Raw genomic sequence first — 21,793 nt, 5'->3', positions numbered from 1 at the left:
GGGGCACCGGCCGTCCCGGGCGGCGCCCGTCAGGAGCGCCGCACCCGGCGGACGACCAGGAGCCCCCCTCCCCCGAGCAGCAGCAGCGCCGCCGCCGTGAGCAGCCAGCCGGTGTCCGCCCCGGTCGCCGGGAGCGGGCGGTCCGACACGGCCGGAGCGGTCGGGCCGGCGGCCGGAGGCGCTGCGCCGCCCCCGCCGTCGTCCGGCGGCACCGGGGGCTGCGGTGGTCCCGGCGGCTCCGGTGCGGGCGCGCACGCGGCCGCCTCGGACTCGGTCGCCCCGTCCTCGCCGACCACCCCCACCGTGTTGAGGAAGCCGCCCGGCTCCGTCCCGGCGGGGTCGCACAGCAGCGCGTCCGGGACGACGTCGGCCGGCACCTGCGCGACGACCGTCACCCGGTAGCGGTGCGCGGCGCCCGCCGCGAGCGTCGCGCCCGACGTCACCGTCGTCCGGTCGACGCCGTCCCAGTCGTCCGCGACCGGGAGCCCGTCGAGCGACTCCACCGACGCGTCCCGGACCACGATGCCGCCGCCGAACGCGAGCCGGTCGACGAGGTCGTAGGTCCGCGCCACGGTCGCGGTGCTGCTCACGACGACCTCGTAGGCGATGCGGAGCACGCCGGGCTCGACCTCGTCGGGCCCCTCGACCACGCTCTTGGTGACGTCGAGCGCCGCCGGCCGCTCGTTGGTGAACGTGCACAGCACCGTCTCGCCGGACAGGACGTCCACGGTCGCGGTGGCGCCGTCGACCGTCGTCGACCCGCTGGAGCCGACGCACTCCAGGTCCGCGAGGGTCCAGCCCGGCGTCGGCGTCTCGGTCACCGTGTAGCTCCCGGGCGCCAGGGGACCGGGAGTGAACGGCTCGGCGGCGTCGGTGAGGGTGAAGGGGGTGGGCTCGCCACCCGCCGGCGCCCACGCGAGCTCGAACTCCTGCGACGACCCGGCCGGCACCGTGACCTTGTCGACCACGAGCGTCCCCCAGGGGGCGTTCGTGAAGGTGCACACGACCGTCTCGCCCGGGTCGAGGGCGATCGTCCCGACGCCGCCGGACACCCCAGAAGCCTCCCCGCCCGGGTCGCCGTCGACGCAGGCCAGATCGGTGTTCTCGAACCCGTCCTGCGCGATCTCCTCGACCGTGTACGACCCCGGAGCCACGTCGTCGAACGTCGCGACGCCCAGCCCGCCCTCGGTGGTGATCGAGAAGTTCTCGGCGTCCTGCCAGTTGCCCGTGAAGCCGAACGTGCCGTCGGCGCCGTCGACGGCCTTCGCCACGACGATCGTGGCGTGCCTCGCGTTCTCGACCGAGCACTCGGCGGCGTCGCCCGGGCCGACCGAGAACTCGGAGAGGTCCTGGATCGGGAACGGCCCGCCACCGTCCGCCGGGGTGACGAGGCACGACAGGGCACCCTCGGACCAGCCCGGCAGGTCCGACTCCACGAAGGAGTAGCGCACGCCCGGCACGATCTGCGGGAGGTCGAGCGTCGCGGTGCCTTCCTCCGTCGTCACGGGCACCACGATCGGGTCGACGGCGCCGTCGAGGTCGGTGAGCACGAACTCGAACGTGCCGTCCCCGCCCAAGGACGTCTTCGTCAGCACGCCGCTGCCCTCCACCGCCGTGTTGGTCAGCGTGCACGACACGTCCGCACCGACCGGCGCGACGAACTGGACCCCCGGCGCCTGCGGGTCGGTGTCCGAGATGCCCGTGCAGACGACCTCGACGGTGTCCCAACCCGGGACGGGCGGCTCGGTGATCGAGTACGCGGTCCCGGGGACCAGCCCGGACCACGTGACGACGTCGGCTGCCTGCCCCTCGCCCGAGACGGTCTGCGGCGAGGTCGCCCCCGCGGGCACCGGGTCGATCGCGACGTCGAACGCCCACGGCAGGTCGCCGCCGATCCCCGTCGCGACCTTGGCCACGCTGATGCTCGACGTGGCGACGGTGTTCACCACGGCGCAGGACACCTCCTGCCCGGGAGTTGCCTCGACCTGGAGGCCGGGAGCGGCCGGGTCGGCGTCGGTGAGGCCCTCGCACGTGATCTCACCGCGGGTCCACCCCGGCGGCGCCTCCCCCGCTTCGCGCACCGTGTACGTCGCGCCGGGGACGAGCTCGTCCCAGGCGACCGTCGGCGCGGTGGTCGTCGCGGTGCGGCCCTCGACCGTGCCGTCCGAGGCGACCAGCTCGACGTCGACGGACCAGTCGAACGCGGGGTCGGCCCCGTCGACCGTCTTGGTCAGGGACAGCGACGCCGGCGCGGCCACGTTCGTGAAGAAGCAGACGATGACGCCGCCGTCGGGCAGATCGATCGTCACGCCGCGCCCGTCCGGGGTCGGGGTCCAGAAGTCCGCGTTGCACGTGGGCGGGTCGGGCGCGATCGACCACCCGATCGCGTCCACCGGCTCGGTGATCGTGTAGGTCCCCGCCGCGAGACCGTCGAACGTGCGCAGGGCGACGTTCGGCGGGGTGGAGCTGCCGCTCAGGCTGAACGGCGTCGGGTCGCCGGTCGGAGGGGTGAAGAGGAAGTCGAACTCCTGCTCGTACTCGACCGGGACGGTTCGCTTCACGACCGCGATCGAGCCGGGCGTGACGTTCGTGAAGAAGCAGCGCACGGTCTCACCCGGGAGGACGGTCAGGTCGATCGTGCGCCCCGCCGGGTCGGCGGAGTGGTCCTCGCCGCCGTAGGTGCACGCGAGGTCGGCCAGCCGGGTCGCGGGATCCTGCGTGTCCGTCAGCTCCTCGATCGTGTAGGTCCCCGCGGGGACGTCCTCGATCGTGTGCTCGTAGAGCGTCCCGTCGCCCTGCTCGACCGTGATCGAGAACTCGTCGTTGCCCGGGAGGTCGCTCGCGAAGTCGAACGTCCGCCCGTCGACGCCGTGCGCCTCCTTGGAGACGACCACCGTGCCGAGCTGGGTGTTGGTGAACGTGCACTCGATGTTCTGACCGGCCACCGGGGTGACGGTCACGGACCGCTCGGTCTCCGCACCGGCCGCGGTGCACTCGATCTCGGGTGGGAGCCAACCGGCGGCCGGGGCCTCGGTGACGCTGAACGGCACGCCGGCCTGCACGGGGAAGGACGCGCTCTCGCCGTCCGCGAGCGAGAAGGGCGGCTGCCCCGTCGCCTCGAAGGTGAACGGCTGCGGGGACCCGTCCGGGACGGTCTGCTTGGTCACCGTGACGACGGCGGCTGCGTTGGTGATCACGCAGTCGGTCGTGCTCAGCGGTCGCACCGGGAACCGGTCCGCCGGGTCGTCGAGCACGAACTGCTCGGGCGGACCGCCCTCCGCCGGGACCGCGGAGCACACGACGGACTGCTGGTCCCACGGGAGCGGGACGTCGGTCTCCGTGAGCGAGAAGCCGGAGCCGAAGAGGACGTCGTCGTACCTCACCGTCTCGCCGCTCGCGAGCGTGCCTGAGACGGTCGGCACGGGCGGCGGCCCCGGCTGCACCGGGCCCGTGTCGCTCGCGACCGTGAACCCGAACCGGGTTCCGGTGTCCGCGCTCTGCGGGACGGTCGCCTTGGTCACCGTCAGCGAGCCGCAGTTGGCGATGCGCATCCGGTCCGGCGCGTGGTCGGCGAAGTCCTGGATGTTCGCGTTCGGCGAGTTCCCCGTCCGGGTCAGCATCTCCGCGATCTCGTAGGTCGCGCACTCGGAGGGCTCGAGGACGCCGGCCGTGTTGAGGTCGATCGCGAACTCACCGAACGTCTGCTGCGGCTGGTTGGTCAGCGGCGGCCCCTCCGAGCGCACGCCGACCGCCCACGCGAAGTCCACCGAGCCGGGGTCCGGGGTCCAGGTCCCCGGTCCGAGGGGGTTGGCGCAGCCGTCGCCCGCGGTCGGCGTCCAGCGGTGGACGGCAGCCGTCGTCCCCGACGACGCGTAGTCGAACTCGAGCAGCACGTCGTCGCAGCGCCCCGGTCCGGGACCCACGAGATGCTGGAAGACGCTGACCTCGCCCGCGCCCACGTACCGGGTCCAGTAGCCATAGAGGATCGCGTGCCGTTCACCGTCGCCGTCGACGACGAACTCCAGCCCGTACGCGCTCGAGCACAGGTCGCCCTTCGCGTTCGGGTTGGTCGGGCCGGGCCGCCACGGGTTGGTGCTCGGGCTCTGGCTGGGCGGCGCGCCCGTCTGGTCGGGGTTGGCGTTGCAGGACTGCGCGAGGCTCCCGTTGTCCCAGGCGAAGCTGGCCTGGACGATCCCCGACGAGGCGAAGCCCTGCTCCGTCGTGTAGGGGCCGGTGGGGGTGAACGTGAAATCGCCGTCCGGCTGGACGTCCGTGATGAAGTCGCCCCAGTTGAACGTCTCGGGCGGATTCCCGGAGCCCGACGTGCCGTCGATCTCCATCCCGGTCTGCAGGCCCGACGGCTCGAGCGTGGCGGCGCTCGCCGTGGGCGACGGAGCGACGGGCACCAGCACGACACCGAGCAGCACGGTCGCGACGAGTCCCGCGAGCAGCCTCCACCCGTCCGCACGTGTCGGAGGACGACGGCGCCCGTGCGCCACCACGATCGTGCTCGTCATGTGCCGCTCCCCCCGGAGGCTGCATGTCACACGCTGCTCGGACGCGCGTCGTCGCGCGGCATCCGGCCTGCCCGAGCCGTCGCGTCGCGCGCGGCGCCCGAACCGGCCTCGTGGGCCGCCCACAGGCACAGCGGACGCCCGATCCCGACGATAGTACGAAGCCGTGCGCGCCGCGCGAGGGTGGGCGGGGGACACGACGGGCCGGGTCGGAGCGTGCGCCCCGACCCGGCCCGGGTCGCGCGGAGGGCGAGGGATTCGAACCCCCGGTGCGTTGCCGCACAACGGTTTTCAAGACCGTCACATTAGGCCGCTCTGTCAGCCCTCCCGGCGAGCCATTGTGGCACGCCCCGGCCCCGCGCGACGACGGCGGGCCGCCCCCGCGAGGGCGACCCGCCGTCGTGCGGTCGTACGGAGCGGCGACGGGCCGTCAGGCGGCGCCGCGGAGCTGACGCATCGCGAGCTGGACGAGCGCGATGAGCGTCTGCTTGGTCGCCGCGCGCGAGCGGGCGTCCGTGTAGAGCATGGGCACGTGCGCCGGGATCTGCAGCGCCTCGCGCACGTCCTCGAGCTTGTGCTTGGCCACGCCGTCGAAGCAGTTCACGCCGACGACGAACGGGATGTTGCGCGACTCGAAGTAGTCGATCGCCGGGAAGCACTGCTCGAGGCGGTCGGTGTCCACGAGCACGACGGCACCGATCGCACCGCGGACCAGGTCGTCCCACATGAAGAGGAAGCGGTCCTGGCCCGGCGTGCCGAACAGGTACAGCCACAGGTTCCCCGGGAGCGACACGCGACCGAAGTCCATCGCGACGGTCGTCGTCGTCTTGCGGTCGGACACGCCGCCGGCGTCGTCGACGCCCACCGAGTGCTCCGTCATCGCAGCCTCGGTGTTCAGAGGCTCGACGTCGGAGATCGAGCCGATGAACGTCGTCTTGCCGACGGCGAACCCTCCGGCGACGACGATCTTGACGACGGTCGGTGCCGTCCGTGCCGCCGCCGGGGCAGCCGCGGGCTGCGTCGGGGGCGCAGGCTGCGCCGCGACCGGCTGCGGCGCGGTGCGCGGCTGGGCCGCGGCCTGCGCGCTCGTGCCCTGGGCAGCCGGAGCGGGGGCCGTCGGCGCGGCCGCGGGCGGAGCCACCGTCGGCGCCGGTGCGGTCGGCGCCGGTGCGGGGGCCGCCGCCGGCGCGGCCTGCACGGGGGCGGGCTGCGGCGTGGTCGCGGGTGCGGGCTGCTGCGCGGAAGCCCTGGGCGCGGGCTGCTGCGGCGAAGCCGTGGGCGCGGGCTGCTGCGTGGGAGCCGCAGGCGTGGGCGCCTGCTGCGCTGCCGCCGGTGCCGTCGGCGCCTGGGTCGGGACCCCTGCCGGCGCGCTCACGGGAGCCCACGCCGTCTGACGCACCGTCGTCGGGGCACCGGGAGCACCCCCGATCACCCCGGACGGCTGCCCGGCCTGCGGCGCGCTGCCCGAGCCGTCAGAGGGTGGAAATGCCATTGAGAACACTCTCCAAGACGCTCAGGGACAGACCCGAGTGGTTGCTGCCGTGACCCGTGTGGACGTTGAGCGGGGTCGACGTGTGGACGGTGATGTAGTTGTCCTCCTGCAGGTCCGCGACGAGCACCTTCGTCACACCGAGCGGGAGGCGCAGGAGCGCGGAGAGCTCGGCGATCGAGACGTACGTGTGCGCGGCGTGCTGGAGGATCGAGCGCTTCTCGGGCGGGAGGCCGAAGCTGTTCACAGCGCCCGGCATGACCTCGACGAGCGCCTCGAGCGGGAGGTCGGACGTGGCGGAGCGCACACGACCACCCGTGACCGCGTACGGGCGGACCGTCGCCGCCTCGTACCCGTCGTGTGCTCCCATGCTGCCGAAAGGTACGTTCGTCATCGATCAGTCCTCATCCCACCGGGGCTCGCGTCGCGCCGTCGACGGGAAGGCTACCCCGCATCTCCGAGATGAGCTGCGGCGTCAGGGTCGCCTCGGTGCGCGAGACCAGGAGCGCCATCTCGTAGCCGATGAGGCCGATGTCGCAGTTGGCCTCCGCCACCACGCCCAGGACCGACCCGTTCGAGACGTTCATGAGGAACAGGAACCCGTTGTCCATCTCGATGATGGCCTGGCGGACGTTCCCCCCGTTGAGCTGGCGTGCCGCCCCACGGGTCAGGCTCGACATGCCCGACACGATCGCCGCGAGCTGGTCACCGCTCGTGCGGTCGAGCTGGTCCGACATCGCCATGAGCAGGCCGTCCGCCGACACCACGAGCGTGTGCCGGCTGCCCGGGACCGTCCGCACGAAGTTGTCGAGCAGCCACCCGAAGTTGGTTGCCTCGGTGCTGAGCGCGTTCACTCTTCCTCCTCGTCAGTTGCCGCAGACGGCATGTCGTCACCGCGCCTGCGGCGCTGAATCAGGGACATAATCCATGGCCTGGGGGCTCCAGATCGAACTGGTCTCGTCCTGGCCCTCGACACGGCCCCGTGCCGTGGCCGACTGGAACGCCGACAGCCGGGCCCGGAGCTGCTCCGGGTCGCGATCGATGCGCGCCGTGAAGCGGTCGACGTAGCCCTCACGATCCTCGCCGCGCGAGCGACGCGTGAGGCCCGACGCCGTCGTACCGTCGACCTTGAGGGGCTGGTAGATGCCGTCGTTCGGGTCCGCCAAGGTCGCTTCCTGGAAGTCGGTGCTGCCCTGCAGCAGGGTGGACATCTCCTCGTACAGCACCGCGGACGCCATCCAGTCCGACCGCGCCTCGACCGAGTCGGCGACGTACCCGGGCTCCAGCGGTTCGATCGCCTCCCCCACCTGCCTCCGGACGAGCGGTGTCGGCGGGCCGTACCCCGTCGCGGCCGGGCTCGGCGCGGGGTCGGGGGCCGTGACGGACGCCTCCGGCGCCGCACGGCCGGCGTCCGCGGACGGCACGTCCTGCACGGGGGCGAGCGTGCGTGTCTCCTGCACCGGTGCGGCGAACGGCTCCGGGGCGAACGACGCCGCGGTCGCACCGCCCGCAGGCTGCCCGGCCGGCGGTGCGAACGCCGACGACCGCACGGGGATCTGGTTCCCCTGCGACGGGGCCGCCGGTGCCGCGACCGGAGGAGCAGCGGGAGGAGCCGTGGCCGCGGTGGCTGCGGGGGCAGGATCAGACGTCGGGGCTGCCGGCGCCGACGCCGCAGGCGCTCCGACGGGGCGTGACGCCAGTGCCTCCGGGGACGGCCCGGCCGGGCGTGCCTGCGGCGTCGCGGTCGTCCGGGGGCGCCTGCCGAAGAGCCCGCGCTTGCGTGCCTGGCTCTCGCGCAGCGAGCGGCGCGTCGGCAGGTCGGCCATCAGCTCCTCGAAGCGGGGAAGCGCCTCGAAGGTGAGCTCCGCGGGGATGTCCTCCGCCGCCTCGGCGTCGTCGCTCGCCGACACGACGGGGACCGTCGCCTCGACGTCGGTCACGGTCGGCACCGGTGCCGGCACAGGGGTCTGCACGGGAGCCGCCGTGGGCGCCGCGGCCGCAGGAGCACGCTCGACCAGGGGGACGCGTGCGACGGTCGCCTCGTCGACGGGCTCGGCCGCCACCGCGGGCGCCACCCGGGTCACGTCGAGCGGTGCGTCGGCCACGGACGAGGGCGCCCACGCGTCGGCGGCCGGCTCCGGCGTCCACGCCTGCTCGGCAGGCTGCTCGGGCGCCCACGCGTCGGCGGCCGGCTCCGGCGTCCATGCCTGCGCGGGGGCCCAGGTGTCCGAGGCCGGTGCGATCGGGGCGTCCTGCGGCGTCCACACGTCCTGCTGGACCGGGGCGTCAGAGGGGGCCTCGGAGACGAGCGGGATGTCCGTCGCCGTGACGTCCGGCGCGGCAGGCAGCTCCACCGGGTTCTCGGTGGCCGGACGGTCGCCGACCGGACGGAAGCTCGAGAACAGCGCACTGCGCGTGCTCACGTCGAGGACGGGGATCTCGGCGGAGACCGGCTCGACGGGTGCCGCAGCCGGACGCGACCTGCTCGGGAGCGCGGTGCCGGCGTCGGCGACCTCCGCGGGCGGGCTCCAGGCCTCGTCCGCCGCCGGGAGCTGCTCCGGCAGCGCTGGGGTGGCGAGCGGGGGCAGGACGATCGCACCGGTCTGGGGACCCGACGCGAAGGACGCGCTCGGCGCCGCGGCAGCGGGGTCGACCGTGCGCGAGCGGCGACGAGGCATGCCGCTCTGCGTGGTGCCGTCCGTGAGCGCGTCGAGGTCCACGGGCACCGCGACGGGCGCCTCGGGCTCGACGGTCGGGACCGAGGCCGTCGCCGCCGGCGTCGGGACGGCCGGGGCGGGCGGTGCCGCGATCTCCGCGGGCTGCGACGGCAGCGCGCCCGTGCCTGCGAGCTGCTGGGCCGCGGCCTGGGTGCTCGTCTCGAGCGGGTCCGTCGGCTGCGGGAGCGGGACGTTCGAGTCCGGGACGAAGAGGGCGGCCGGGAAGGACACGACGACCTCGGTCCCCTGGTCCTCGCCACCGGCACTGAACCGGACCTTCGCGCCGAGGCGGTCGGAGAGGCGACCGACGACGAAGAGACCCAGGCGCTGCGCGCCGACGACGTCCGACGCCGCGTGCGTCGCGACCTTGCGGTTCGCCTCGGCGATCTCGTCCGGCGTCATCCCGAGACCGTGGTCGCGGACCGTCACGTAGACGAAGTGCTCGTCGCGGCCGGTCGTGACCTCGACGGGCGTGTGCGGCTCCGAGAACATCGTCGCGTTCTCGAGGAGCTCCGCGAGCAGGTGGGCGGCGTTGAGCGCGTTGTGCCCGAGCATGAGCGGGTCGACGACCAGGTTCAGGCGGACGCGGTCGTACAGCTCGATCTCGGAGGACGCCGTACGGATGACGTCCGAGGCCGGCATGGGCTGGCGCACCCGACGACCGGAGTCGATGCCCGCGAGCACGAGGAGGGACTCCGCGTTGCGGCGCATACGCGTCGCGAGGTGGTCGAGGCGGAAGAGGTTGGAGAGCGTGCCCGCGTCCTCCTCGGAGCGCTCGAGGTCGTCGAGGAACGCGAGCTGCCGGTTGAGGAGCACCTGGTCCCGGCGCGCCACGTTGACGAACATCTCGGCGATCGAGCCGCGGAGCGCGGCCTGCTCACGGGCGACCTTGATGGTCGTCTGGTTCACGTCGTTGAACGCGGTCGCGAGCTGGCCGACCTCGTCCGTGGACTCGACCGTGATCGGCGTCAGGTCGATGCCCGGGCCCTGACCCGGGACGGCGACCTGCTCGACCAGCCGCGGGAGCTGGTCACGCACGTCCTCCGCGGCGTCGGTGAGGCGGCGCAGCGGGTTGACGATCGCGCGGGCGATGAGGCCCGCCACGAGGATCGAGGCGACGACGGCCGCGAGGGTCGCGAGGATCGTGATCACGGCGCGGGTCGTCGCGGCGCTCGCGAGGTCGGAGGCCATCTCGGCCGCGTCGTCGCGGATGCCGTCACGCACCGGGGTCGTCTGGTCGCGGTCCGCCTGCGTGAGGTCCGTCCACTGCGCGGCCTGGCTCGCCGGTGTCGCACCGGGGCGCGAGCCGATGAGGTTCTGGCGGATCTGGAGGTAGGTCGCGCCCGGCGTCGCCAGGACGTAGTCGCCCGGCAGCTGCCGGACGGCCGTGCGCGTACGGGCGGCGAGGGTGTCGCCCGTGGTCACGAGGACTGCCGCCTGCTGGCTCGTGGTGTCGCTCTCCTGGCCGACCTGCGCCGCCGCGAGCACCGCGCCCGCGAGGGGCTGCTCGAGCGACTGCTGCGCGAGCAGCTCGTCGAGGAGGACGTACGTGTCGAGGTACTGCGCGAGGTCACGGTCGGGGGTCGTGTCGGCGAGCACGCGAGGCACGTCCAGCGCCGCGTCGATGAGGGTGCCGTACATCGAGTTGCGCTGGAGCTGACCGATGGACGACCGGTCGATCGCCTGCCGGATCGACTGCAGGTCGGACCGGTCGGAGATGGTGTCGGCGATCGCCTTGCGCACGCGCGGGTCGAGCGCGGACGTGTCGAGCTTCTCGTACGCGCGGTCGCGCGCGTCGAGCGCCCGGTCCGTCTTCTCGCGCTGCGCCATCATCTGCGCCTCGGCGTCCTCGATGCCCCCGCTCGCGTCCAGGAACGAGTACGTGCGCTCCGCCGCGATCTCGGTCCCGGCCGTGTCCTGAGCCTTGAGCGCGGCGACGAGCGCGCTCGTCTGGCTGGCGTCGCGCGCCGACGCGATGGCCTGTGCCGAGATGATCGCGGCTGCCGCGAAGAGGACGAGGACGGGCACCGCGAGAGCCGCAAGGATCTTCCCGCGAACGCTCAACCTGCGGAGCATACGAACCTGCCTCCATCACCCTGGTCCACCCGTTCGGCGGCGCGGTCGGCGCGCGTGGCAACGGCGCCTCCCGGGCTCCGCTCCCCGGTCGTGCGTACTAACTATCGGTGCACATCCCCCGGACACCTAATCCGCGAGGAGCACGAACTTTCGTCCCGTGCCCTGCGGCGCCCCGTCGGCGAACCGGCGCCCCCGGGCCCGCCCGCGTAGTCTCGGCGATGTGCGAGGCGTCACGATATCGGGCCCCGGTGGCCCTGAGAAACTAACGGTTTCCGCGCTCCCTGACCAGACCCCGGACCCCGACGAGCTCGTGGTCCACGTCGCTTCCGCTGGCGTGAACCGTGCTGACCTGCTACAACGCGCCGGATCGTACCCGCCGCCCCCCGGCGCACCGGACTGGCCCGGCCTCGAGGTCTCGGGCACGGTCGCGGCCGTCGGGGATTCCGTCGCGGGGTGGTCGGTCGGTGACCGTGTGGTCGCGCTGCTCGACGGCGGTGGGTATGCCGAGCAGGTGCGCGTGCGGGCCACCCAGGTGCTGCCCGTCCCCGCCGGCGTGGACCTCGTGGACGCCGCCGCGCTGCCCGAGGCGGTGTGCACGGTCTGGAGCAACGTCGTCGACGTCGGGCGCCTCGCTCCGGACGAGTGGTTGCTCGTGCACGGCGGGTCGGGCGGCGTGGGGACCGTCGCCGTGCAGGTCGGCGCCGCGCTCGGTGCTCGCGTGGCCGTCACCGCCGGCGGGCGCGACCGGGCCGACCGGTGCCTCGCGCTCGGGGCGAGCCTCGCCGTCGACCACCGCGAGGAGGACTTCGTCGCCGAGCTGCGGGACGCCTCCGGCGGGCACGGTGCGGACGTCGTGCTCGACGTCGTCGGCGCCGCCTACCTGCCGCGCAACCTCGAGGTGCTCGCCACGGGCGGACGCCTGGTGGTCATCGGCATGCAGAAGGGGCGACGCGCTGAGCTCGACCTCGGGCTGCTCCTCGCGCGCCGAGCCACCGTCGCCGGCACGACGCTGCGCGCGCGGCCCCCGGCCGAGAAGGCCCGGATCGTGCACGAGGTGCTCACGCACGTCTGGCCGATGGTGGAGGACGGGCGCGTGCGTCCGGTGGTGCACGAGCGCCTCCCGCTCGAGGAGGCCGCGCGGGCGCACGAGCTGCTCGACTCGGGCGAGGTCTTCGGCAAGGTCCTGCTCGTCCCCTGACGGACCTCGGCCACGCGCTCCGTCGGTGCGCGCGTGGGCGGTGCACGCCAGACTGGACCCATGGCTGACGAACCGCGCGACCCCCGCCCCGACGAGCCCACCGCGACCGAGCCCGCCACCGGCGCGGACGACGCCGCGACCGACGATGCCGACGAGCCCAGCCGCTCCACCGTGGTGATGCCCGACGGCACCGGGGTGAGCGTCGTCGAGAGCGACGACTCGACCGACCCCGACCGCAACCCCGCGACGGTGATCGAGGAGCCCGCCAAGGTCATGCGCATCGGCGGCATGATCAAGAAGCTCCTCGACGAGGTCCGGGACGCCCCGCTCGACGAGGCGGCGCGGTCGCGCCTCGCCGAGATCCACGAGCGCTCGCTGACGGAGCTCGAGGAGGGCCTGTCGCCCGACCTGGTGGAGGAGCTGCACCGCATCACGCTGCCGTTCTCGGACGACACGGTCCCGACCGACGCGGAGCTCCGCGTGGCGCAGGCGCAGCTGGTCGGCTGGCTCGAGGGGCTCTTCCACGGCATCCAGACGGCGCTCGTCGCCCAGCAGATGGCGGCGCAGGCGCAGCTCTCGCAGATGCGTCGCGCGCTGCCCCCGGGTTCGCTCCCGCCCATGGGCCCGGGCGCGCCGGGCGGGATGCCCGGCCACCCCGGTCGGCCGGACGAGCACGACGGGCGGCCTTCTCCGGGCCAGTACCTCTGACGCACCGCGCCGCCCGCCCGGGCCCTGCGCTCAGGCGGGCGGCGGGTCGAGCGGCGCGACGCCGTCGGGCGGGCTGCCGTCCCGGCCGACCGGACGCGCGGCGGTCATGGCGATGGCGCCGGACACGAGGACGAGGCCGGCAAGCTCCGGGACCGTGGGCACCTGGCGCAGCACCACGGCTCCGACGACGGCGGCCGTCGCGGGCAGCAGCGCGAGCAGCACCGAGAAGGTCGCCGCGCTGACGCGGCGCAGGATCACCTGCTCGAGCGCGTACGGCACGACGGACGAGAAGAGGGCGATCCCGGCGATCGCGACCACGTGCCGCCAGTCGCCGAGCACGGGGACCGCGCCGGGCGCGAGGAACGGCGCGAACACGAGCCCGCCGACGGTCATCGCGACGGCGAGCGACGTGACCCCCGAACCCGAGACCGCGACCCGCCGCCCGAGCACGATGTAGGCCGCCCAGCAGGCCGCCGCGACGCCGATCGCGGCCAGGCCGAGCACGGCGTCGTCCCGCGGGAGGTCGGACTCGATCGTCACGCCCGCGAGCAGCACGACCCCCGCCGCGGCGACGGCGATCGCCCCCCGCTCGCGCCAGCCGCTCCCCGTGACCGCGGCGACGGCGACGGGGCCGAGAAACTCGATCGCGACGGCCGTCCCGAGCGGGAGGTGGTCGATCGCGACGTAGAACGCGAGGTTCATCGCGGCGAGGGCGACGCCGAAGACGGCGACCCATGCGAGGTCGTGCCGGGTCCACCGGCGGCGCCACGGACGACGCCACGCGAGCAGCAGCACCGCGGACGCCCCGACGCGCAGCCAGCCGATCTCGACCGCCCCGGCCACCGCGAAGAGCCCGACGGCGATCGCGGCGCCCAGGTACTGCGTCAGGCCCGAGACGACGAACAGCGCCGGCACCGGGACGCGATCGAGGGCGGCGGGTCGGGTGGGCACCGCCCGACTCTACGACCGCTCCGGACCCGGGATCGTTGCCCGCCGAGCATGCGGTTGCGGCCCGTCACGCACGACGACGGGCCGCAACCACATGCTCGGCGAGAGGGTCAGCCCTTGACCGACCCCGCGAGGAGGCCGCGCACGAAGTAGCGCTGAAGGGCGACGAACACGACGAGCGGCACGATGATCGAGATGAACGCACCGGCCGTGAGGATGTGCCAGTCGCCGCCGCGCGAGCCGGCCATCTCCGCCACGCGCACCGTCAGCGGGTAGGACGAGGTGTCGGCGAACGTCAGGCCGACGAGCAGGTCGTTCCAGACCCAGAGGAACTGGAAGATCGCGAACGACGCGATCGCGGGTACGAGCAGGGGCAGGAGCACCTGGAAGAAGATCTTGACGTGACCGGCGCCGTCGACGCGCGCGGCCTCGACGAGCGACCGCGGGATGTCCTTCATGAAGTTGTGGAGGAGGAAGATCGCGAGCGGCAGCGCGAAGATCGAGTGGGACAGCCACACGGTCCAGAAGGTCCCGTTGAGGCCCACGTTGACGTAGTCGCGCAGGAGCGGGACGAGCGCCACCTGCAAGGGCACGACCTGGAGCGCGAAGATCGCGACGAAGAGGATCTCGCGACCCCGGAACTCGATCCACGCGAAGGCGTAGGCCGCGAGGAGGGCGAGCGTGATCGGGATGACGACGGCCGGCAACGTGATGACGAAGGAGTTGACGAAGTAGGTCGAGAGGTTGCTGCCGCTGCCGTAGAGCGCCTGCTCGTAGTTGTCGAGCGTGAACTCGGCCTCGCCGTTGAAGAGGCCCGGGATGACGGTCCACCACCCGCTCCGGCGGATGTCGAGCTCGGGACGGAAGGACGTCACGAGGAGGCCGACCGAGGGGATGGTCCACAGGATGGCGATGAGGATCGCGAGGAACGACGCCCAGGGAGAGCTGAGCTTGCCCTTGGCGGCGATCGCCCGCTTCTCGAGCCGGGTCAGCTTGCGCGGTCGGCTCGGCCCTTCGAGCTCCGCCTCGGTCGTGAGGTCGGTGTCGGGGACGACCGGGGGGATCGGCGTGCTGGTCATCGGATCTCCTCCGCGAGCCGCATCTGACGGACGTTGTAGACGATGATCGGGATGACCAGGATGAACAGGATGACCGCGAGCGCGGAGCTCAGGCCCTGGTTGTTCTGCCGGAACGCCTGCGTGTAGAACTCGTTCGCCACGACCTGCGTGCCGAACTGGCCGCCGGTCATCGTGCGCACGATGTCGAAGATCTTGAGCGTCGCCATGGCGATCGTCGTGAGGACGACGACGAGCGCCGGGCGCACGCTGGGAACCGTGATGTAGCGGAACATGCCCCAGCCCTTGAGCCCGTCGAGACGGGCCGCCTCGACGATGTCGTCGGGGATCGCCTTGATCGCGGCGGAGAGGATCGTCATCGCGAACCCGGTCTGGATCCAGATCATCACCACGATGAGGAAGAACGTGTTCCACGGCTGGCCGATGAGGAACTGCTGCGGCGGGAGCCCGAGCCACACGAGCACCTGGTTGAGCAACCCGATCTGGTTGACGCCCGGCTGGTCGGGCCGGAACTCGTAGACGAAGCCCCAGATGATGGACGCACCGACCATCGAGATGGCCATCGGGAGGAAGACGAGCGCCTTCGCGAACTTCTCGAAGCGGGAGCGGTCGACGAGCACGGCGTAGACGATGCCGATGAACGTCGACAGCAGCGGGACGACGACGACCCAGATGGCCGTGTTGCGCAGCACGAGCTGGAACTGGTCCGTGGTGAACGCCGTGACGTAGTTGTCGAGCCCGACGAACTCGTTGCCGCGTCGGTCGAAGAGCGAGTTCCAGATGGTGATGATCGCGGGCCGGACGAGCCCCCAGGCGAGCCCGAGCACCGCCGGACCGACGAAGCCGAGGACGACGACCCAGCGCGGGATCCGCTTGGGCCGGTCCACCGCGAGGAGGATCGCCCCCATCACCACGACGAAGAGCAGGATCGCGAGGAACATCAGGCCGAACTTCTCCACGGGAGAGCTCGGTTCGGTCAACCAGTCCATGGTGGCCTCCGGTCGGGTCGCCCGCGGCATCGAGGGCGAGAGTGGTCTACATCCTGGCCCGGGAAGCGGGGGGCCCGCCACAGTGGGCGGACCCCCCGTCCGGTCGTGCGCACCTCAGACGGGGAGAGCCCCGTCGGTCGGCCGGGTCAGGACGACGGCCAGGACGCCTCGATCGTGTCGACGACCTCCTGCGTGTCGGAGCCGGTGAACCAGTTCACCATGCCGGTCCAGAAGGTCCCTGCGCCGACCTCGCCGGGCATGAGGTCGGAGGCGTCGAAGCGGATGACGGCGTCCGGGTCGGCGAGGATCTCGGCGGAGAGCTGGTCGAACGAGGTCGCCAGGTTCTCCGGGTCGAGGCCGTTGTTGGCACTGACCCAGCCGCCCTGGGGCGTCGTGAGCGCCTTCGTGTTGGCCCAGTCGGCGCTCGAGAGGTAGGTCTGGAAGGCCTGCACCTCGGGGCGGTCGTCGAAGGCCGCGACGAACTCGCCGCCGCCGAGGACCGGCTTGATGTCCGTCTGGTCGGTCGGCAGGTAGAAGGCGTAGACGTCACCGTCCTCGGCGACCTCCGTGCCCTCGGGCCACTGCGTCTGGTAGAAGTTCGCGGCGCGGTGCAGCCAGCAGGTGCCGTCGAGGATCGGGAAGCCCGCGTCGGTCCACGTCGTCGTGGCGATCGAGTCGACTCCGCCCAGACCCGCGTTGACCATCTCGGGGTTCTTGAGGATCTCGCCCGCGGTGTCGAAGGCCTCGACGATCTGCGGGTCGTTGAACGGGATCTCGTGCGTGTACCACTGGTCGTAGACCTCAGGCCCGGCGGTCCGCAGGACGACGTCCTCGATCCAGTCCGTCGCGGGCCAGCCGGTCGCGTCGCCGGACTCGACGCCCGCACACCACGGCATGGAGCCGTCCTCGACGATCTGCTCCGAGAGGTCCATCATCTCGGTCCACGTGGTCGGCACCTCGTAGCCGGCGTCCTCGAACATGGACGGGGAGTACCAGACGTAGGACTTCACGTTCGACCCGAGCGGCGCGGCGTAGAACGTGCCGTCGACGGTGCCGTACTCCTTCCAGGACTCGCTGAAGAACTCGTCGACGTTCGCGACGGTCTGCTCCGGCGCCGGGACGATCTCGTCCGGGAAGTCCGTGACGATCGTCTTGAGCAGGCCCGGCTGGGGCAGGTAGGCGATGTCGGGCGCGTTGCCCGCCTGGATCCGCACGAGGAGCTGTGCCTCGAACTCGCGCGAGCCCTCGTAGTTGACGGTGACGCCGGTGCACTCCTCGAACGGGTCGTAGGACGCCTCCTGCGTCGCCTGCTCAGGCTCGACGATCGAGGTGTAGACGGAGACCTCCGTCCCCTCGAGGTCACCGAACTCCTCGTACGCGGAGCAGTCGATCTCCGGCGTCGCGGCGTCCCCGCCGCCGTCACCACCGCCCCCGTCGCCGTCGCCTCCGCCACCGCACGCCGCGAGCACGAGCGCGAGGCTCGCGCCGCCGGCGGCGACCGCCAGCGTGCGGCGACGCGCCGCGCTGGTCCTCGTGGTCCTGGTCATGTCAGCCTCCACCTCGTCGTGGGTACGGACGCCGCGTTCCCGGTCCGGTGAGGACCGGGCGCATCGCGACGTCGCGAGCGCGGGTGCGCTCTCGCCCTAGGCACCATGCAAGCGGTTGCATCGCGGTGCCGCAAGCACAGGAGAGGCGAGTTTGCGTAACGATTCCGTCACGTGCGCCGGGTGCGCGCTCTCTCGGCCCCGCTCCCCTGGCCACGCTCCCACGGTCAGGACCGGACCGCGCGGCGAGGCGGCGCCGTCGTGACCTACCGACGCTCGCGCGGGGGCGCGGTCGAGCCGCGCCGCACCAGCTCGGTCGGGTACGTGATGCTCTCCGGCACGGGTGCGCCGTTGATCATCTCGAGCAGGAGGAGCGCGGCGTCGAACCCCTGCTGGTACGCGTCCTGGGCGATCGTCGTCAGACCGACGAGCTCGCCGAGGTCGTGGCCGTCCACCCCGACGACGGACAGGTCGTCGGGCACGCGCAGCCCCAGGTCCCGCGCCGCGAGGATGGCCCCCATGGCCATCTCGTCCGACGCCGCGAACACGGCGGTCACGTCCGGACGGCGGCGCAGGAGCTCCGCCGTCGACTCACGCCCGCCCGCGACGTCGAAGTCCCCGTTCACCTCGAGGTCGGGCTCGACGGCGACGCCCGCGTCCTCCAGCGCGCGCACGTAGCCCCGCGCGCGCTCGACGGGCGGGGACCAGGACGACACGAGGTCGGGCACGCCGGTCACGTGGCCGATCACCCGGTGCCCCAGGTCGAGCAGGTGGCGGGTCGCGGCCCGCCCCGTCGCGACGTCGTCGAGGCGGACCGTCACCTGGTCGGCCGGTCCCGACCCGACGAACGCGAGCGGCCGGGCGAGCCCGACCAGCGAGCGCACCTCGTCGTCGTCCAGCGGCAGACCCACGACGAGCGTGCCGTCCACCCGGTGGCGCAGGACGCTCGGGTCGACCCGGCGGCGGGACGACGCACGGCGCACGTCGAACGTGTAGAGCAGCACGTCGTAGCCGAGGTCCCGCAGCGCGCGCTCGGCGCCCTCGATGACGTTGGCGAAGAACCAGCGGTTGACCCACGGGGTGAGCACGCCGATCGTGCGCGTGCGGCCCGTGGCCAGCGACGACGCCGACGGGGTGGGCACGTAGCCGAGGCGCGCGGCCTCCGCGAGCACGCGCAGGCGCGTCGCCTCCGACACGTTCGGCAGGCCGCGCAGGGCGCGCGAGACGGTCGCCGTGGACACCCCGGCGGCCTGGGCGACGTCGTCGATACCTGCCACGACGGGTGATGCTGCCACGCCGGGACGCCGGGTGGCGAGGCGCCGTGCCGCATCGTGAGCAGATCGGTGCAAGCGCTTGCGCCGCGGCCGGTCGGCTCGCGCCGCGCTCGCACCCGCCCACCGCGGGCGCGGTGGACCGATATCGTGGACGGGCCCGTCACGCGCCACCGCTCGGCACCGCTCAAGCCGGCCGCGCCGCCGTCGGGCGCCCCACCTGCGAACCGGAAGGACCATGATGATCGAGCTCAGGACCCCGCGGGAGATCGACCAGATGCGACCCGCGGGGCGGTTCGTCGCCGACGTCCTCACCACGGTGCGCGCCGCCACCAAGGTCGGGACGAACCTGCTCGAGCTCGACGAGGTCGCGCACAAGATGATCCGGGACCGCGGGGCCGAGTCCTGCTACATCGACTACCACCCGTCGTTCGGCGCGAGCCCGTTCGGCAAGGTGATCTGCACGTCGGTCAACGACGCCGTGCTGCACGGCCTCCCCCACGACTACGCGCTGCGCGACGGCGACCTGCTGAGCATCGACTTCGCCGCGTCCGTGGACGGGTGGGTCGCGGACTCGGCGCTGTCGTTCGTCGTCGGCACGCCGCGCGCGGGTGCGCTCGGCGAAGCGGACGCGAAGCTCATCCAGACGACCGAGCGCGCGCTCGAGGCGGGCATCGCGGCCGCGCAGCCGGGCAAGAAGGTCGGCGACATCTCCGCCGCGATCGCGGACGTCGCGCACGCCGCGGGCTACTCGGTGAACACCGACTTCGGCGGGCACGGCGTGGGCCGGACGATGCACGGCGAGCCCCACATCCCCAACGACGGCCGCCGCAAGCGTGGGTTCCCGCTCAAGCCGGGCCTCGTCATCGCGATCGAGCCCTGGTTCCTCGAGACCACGGACGAGATCTACACCGACCCCGACGGCTGGACCCTGCGCTCGGCCGACGGCTCGCGCGGCGCCCACAGCGAGCACACCGTCGCGATCACGGAGGACGGCCCCGTCGTCCTCACCGCGCGCGAGCCCCGCGACTGACCGTCCCCGCGAGGTAGAGCCCCGGTCCGCCGAGGTAGAGCCCAGGTACCGCGAGGTAGGACCTGGGCTCTACCTCGCGGGCAGGAGGCCGCGCAGGAGGTGGGCCGCGCCGTCGTCCTCGATCGAGCCGGTGACCTCGTCGGCTGCGGCCTGCACGACGGCGTCCGCGTGACCCATCGCGACGCCGCGGGCCGCCCAGCGGAGCATCTCGACGTCGTTGCGCCCGTCGCCGACCGCGACGGTCCGGTGGGGCTGGACGTGCAGCGCGCGCCGCACGAGCTCGAGCCCGGTCGCCTTCGTGACGCCCAGCGGCGCGATGTCCATCCACGCCGTCCAGCCGACGGCGTACGTCACGTCGTCCAGGCCGAGGCGCTCGACGAGCTCGTGGAACTGCTCGCTCGTCGACCCCGGCGAGCGGACGATGACGCGCGTGACCTCGCCCGACCACAGCTCGTCGAACTCGACGACGCGGTGCACGCCGTCGAGCTCGCCGTCGGGGAAGAGCTCGTTCATGCGGAACCCGACGCCGACGTCCTCGACCGCGTACCGCGCGTCGGGCAGGTGCTCGCGCAGGAGCCGCAGGGCCGGGCCCGGGTCGAACGTGACGACGTCCTCCAACGCGTACCCCTCGGGCTCGTCCGGGTCCAGCCGCGCCGTCACCGCACCGTTCGAGGCGACGACCCAGCCGCGGTCGATCCCCAGGATCTCCGCGACGGGCGTGATCGCGATGAGCGAGCGCCCGGACGCGAGCACGACGTGGTGGCCCGCGGCGCGCAGGTCCGCGACGGCGTCGCGCACGTCCTCCGACAGCTCCTGGTCGTACGACATGAGCGTGCCGTCGATGTCGAGCGCGACGAGCATCGGCCCGGACGCGTCGTCCGGGACCAGGGGAGCCGTCACGCCACCACCGGCTCGAGGACCTCGAGGCCCCCGAGGTACGGGCGCAGGCCCTCCGGCACGCGGACCGAGCCGTCGGCCTGCTGGTGGTTCTCGAGGATCGCGACGATCCAGCGCGTCGTGCCGAGCGTGCCGTTGAGCGTCGCGACCGTGCGCGTCTCGCTCTTGCCGTCCACCTCGACGCGCTCGCGCACGTTGAGGCGGCGTGCCTGGAAGGTCGTGCAGTTGGACGTCGACGTGAGCTCGAGGTAGCGCTGCTGCGTGGGCAGCCACGCCTCGCAGTCGAACTTGCGCGCGGCGCTCGACCCGAGGTCGCCCGCGGCGGTGTCGATGACGCGGTACGGCAGGTCGACGAGGCGCAGCATCTGCTCCTCCCAGCCGAGCAGGCGCTGGTGCTCCGCCTCGGCGTCGGCCGGGTCGCAGTAGGAGAACATCTCGACCTTGTGGAACTGGTGCACGCGGATGATGCCGCGCACGTCCTTGCCGTGCGAGCCGGCCTCGCGGCGGTAGCACGCGCTCCAGCCGGCGTAGCGCAGCGGCCCGTCCGAGAGGTCGACGATCTCGTTCGCGTGGTAGCCCGCGAGCGCCACCTCGCTCGTCCCGACGAGGTAGAGGTCGTCCTTCTCGAGGCGGTAGATCTCGTCCGCGTGGGCGCCGAGGAACCCGGTGCCCTGCATGACCTCGGGCCGCACGAGCGTCGGCGTGATGACGGGCGTGAACCCGGCGGCGACCGCCGTGTCCATCGCGGCGTTGAGCAGCGCGAGCTCGAGGCGCGCGCCCACACCCGTGAGGTAGTAGAACCGCGCGCCCGACACCTTGGCTCCGCGCTCGGTGTCGATCGCGCGCAGGCCCTCGCCGAGGTCGAGGTGGTCGCGCGGGGTGAAGCCTTCCGCGGCGAAGTCGCGGATCGTGCCCTCCTCGCGCAGCACGACGTAGTCGTCCTCGCCGCCCGCGGGCGCGCCCGCGACGACGTTGGAGATGCGATATAGCAGCCCGCGCAGCTCCTCCCCGGCGGCGTCCGCGTCGGCCTGGCGCGCCTTGACGTCGGCCGCGAGCTGCTTGGTACGTGCGAGCAGCTCCTGCTTCTCCTCGCCCTGCGCCTGGGCGACCTGCTTGCCGAGGGACTTCTGCTCGGCGCGCAGGCTCTCGAACTCGCTCAGCGCGGCGCGGTGGCGGGCGTCGGCGTCGAGGGCGGCGTCCACCAGCGCGGGGTCGTCACCACGGGTGACCTGGCTGGCACGGACGATGTCGGGGTTGTCGCGCAGGAGGCGGAGGTCGATCACGCCAGCAGCCTAACGAACCGCGCGCTCGCCGGTCGCGGTCCTTTCCCGCC

Annotated in this window: 15 protein-coding genes and 1 tRNA gene; 3 read left to right on the top strand and 13 right to left on the bottom strand. The window is 73.0% G+C overall.

The annotated features are described in order from the left end of the window. Nucleotides 1–29: 29 nt before the first annotated feature. From JN535_RS02980 to JN535_RS02955, 6 genes are all read right to left on the bottom strand, one after another. Nucleotides 30–4,517, bottom strand: a complete 4,488-nt coding sequence (locus tag JN535_RS02980) for a prealbumin-like fold domain-containing protein (protein ID WP_205201890.1) — start codon at nt 4,515–4,517, stop codon at nt 30–32. 240 nt (nt 4,518–4,757) lie between these two features. Beyond that, nucleotides 4,758–4,842: transfer RNA gene (locus JN535_RS02975), tRNA-Ser, on the bottom strand. Between the two features lie 102 nt (nt 4,843–4,944). Next, complete coding sequence (locus tag JN535_RS02970) at nt 4,945–5,481, bottom strand: GTP-binding protein (protein WP_082141054.1); 537 nt, start codon at nt 5,479–5,481, stop codon at nt 4,945–4,947. 505 nt (nt 5,482–5,986) lie between these two features. After that, nucleotides 5,987–6,373: a DUF742 domain-containing protein gene (locus tag JN535_RS02965; protein ID WP_031317001.1), complete on the bottom strand. Its 387-nt coding sequence runs from the start codon at nt 6,371–6,373 to the stop codon at nt 5,987–5,989. Nucleotides 6,374–6,407: 34 nt separating this feature from the next. Beyond that, a complete protein-coding gene (locus JN535_RS02960) occupies nt 6,408–6,857 on the bottom strand; it encodes a roadblock/LC7 domain-containing protein (RefSeq protein ID WP_024839165.1) in 450 nt (149 codons plus the stop codon). Nucleotides 6,858–6,893: 36 nt separating this feature from the next. Further along, nucleotides 6,894–10,784 carry a sensor histidine kinase gene (locus tag JN535_RS02955; RefSeq protein WP_205201888.1) on the bottom strand — a complete coding sequence of 1,297 codons (3,891 nt, stop codon included), beginning with the start codon at nt 10,782–10,784 and terminating at the stop codon, nt 6,894–6,896. Between the two features lie 232 nt (nt 10,785–11,016). Between JN535_RS02955 and JN535_RS02950 the strand changes: the two genes are divergently transcribed. Next, complete coding sequence (locus JN535_RS02950; RefSeq protein ID WP_205201887.1) at nt 11,017–11,994, top strand: NAD(P)H-quinone oxidoreductase; 978 nt, start codon at nt 11,017–11,019, stop codon at nt 11,992–11,994. A gap of 60 nt (nt 11,995–12,054) precedes the next feature. Further along, nucleotides 12,055–12,702 (top strand): bacterial proteasome activator family protein, encoded by a 648-nt coding sequence (locus JN535_RS02945; RefSeq protein ID WP_275892128.1) that lies wholly within the window; start codon nt 12,055–12,057, stop codon nt 12,700–12,702. A 30-nt stretch (nt 12,703–12,732) separates the two neighbouring features. On the opposite strand, the gene JN535_RS02940 is transcribed toward JN535_RS02945, so the two are convergent. The 5 genes from JN535_RS02940 to JN535_RS02920 form a co-directional block, all read right to left on the bottom strand. Then, a complete protein-coding gene (locus JN535_RS02940) occupies nt 12,733–13,653 on the bottom strand; it encodes an EamA family transporter (protein WP_205201885.1) in 921 nt (306 codons plus the stop codon). A 107-nt stretch (nt 13,654–13,760) separates the two neighbouring features. Beyond that, on the bottom strand, nt 13,761–14,729 hold the full coding sequence (locus tag JN535_RS02935; protein ID WP_205201883.1) for a carbohydrate ABC transporter permease: 969 nt from the start codon (nt 14,727–14,729) through the stop codon (nt 13,761–13,763). Then, a complete protein-coding gene (locus JN535_RS02930; RefSeq protein WP_205201879.1) occupies nt 14,726–15,715 on the bottom strand; it encodes a carbohydrate ABC transporter permease in 990 nt (329 codons plus the stop codon). The genes JN535_RS02935 and JN535_RS02930 overlap by 4 nt, the downstream gene beginning before the upstream one ends. Nucleotides 15,716–15,861: 146 nt before the next feature. Then, a complete protein-coding gene (locus tag JN535_RS02925; protein WP_205201878.1) occupies nt 15,862–17,262 on the bottom strand; it encodes an ABC transporter substrate-binding protein in 1,401 nt (466 codons plus the stop codon). Nucleotides 17,263–17,525: 263 nt separating this feature from the next. Continuing rightward, nucleotides 17,526–18,536: a LacI family DNA-binding transcriptional regulator gene (locus JN535_RS02920; RefSeq protein ID WP_205201877.1), complete on the bottom strand. Its 1,011-nt coding sequence runs from the start codon at nt 18,534–18,536 to the stop codon at nt 17,526–17,528. A 235-nt stretch (nt 18,537–18,771) separates the two neighbouring features. On the opposite strand from JN535_RS02920, the gene map reads away from it, so the two are divergent. Next, nucleotides 18,772–19,563: a type I methionyl aminopeptidase gene (gene map, locus JN535_RS02915; protein WP_205201876.1), complete on the top strand. Its 792-nt coding sequence runs from the start codon at nt 18,772–18,774 to the stop codon at nt 19,561–19,563. Between the two features lie 69 nt (nt 19,564–19,632). Here map and JN535_RS02910 read toward each other — a convergent pair whose 3' ends face one another. Then, entirely contained in the window at nt 19,633–20,424 is a 792-nt protein-coding gene (locus JN535_RS02910; RefSeq protein WP_205203018.1) for an HAD family hydrolase, read from the bottom strand. A 35-nt stretch (nt 20,425–20,459) separates the two neighbouring features. After that, nucleotides 20,460–21,743, bottom strand: a complete 1,284-nt coding sequence (serS, locus tag JN535_RS02905) for a serine--tRNA ligase (RefSeq protein WP_205201874.1) — start codon at nt 21,741–21,743, stop codon at nt 20,460–20,462. Between the last annotated feature and the right edge of the window lie 50 nt (nt 21,744–21,793).

The sequence above is a fragment of the Cellulosimicrobium cellulans genome (genome assembly GCF_016921195.1).
Classification (GTDB): Bacteria; Actinomycetota; Actinomycetes; order Actinomycetales; family Cellulomonadaceae; genus Cellulosimicrobium; species Cellulosimicrobium cellulans_F.
This window is presented reverse-complemented; position numbering and strand designations above follow the sequence as displayed.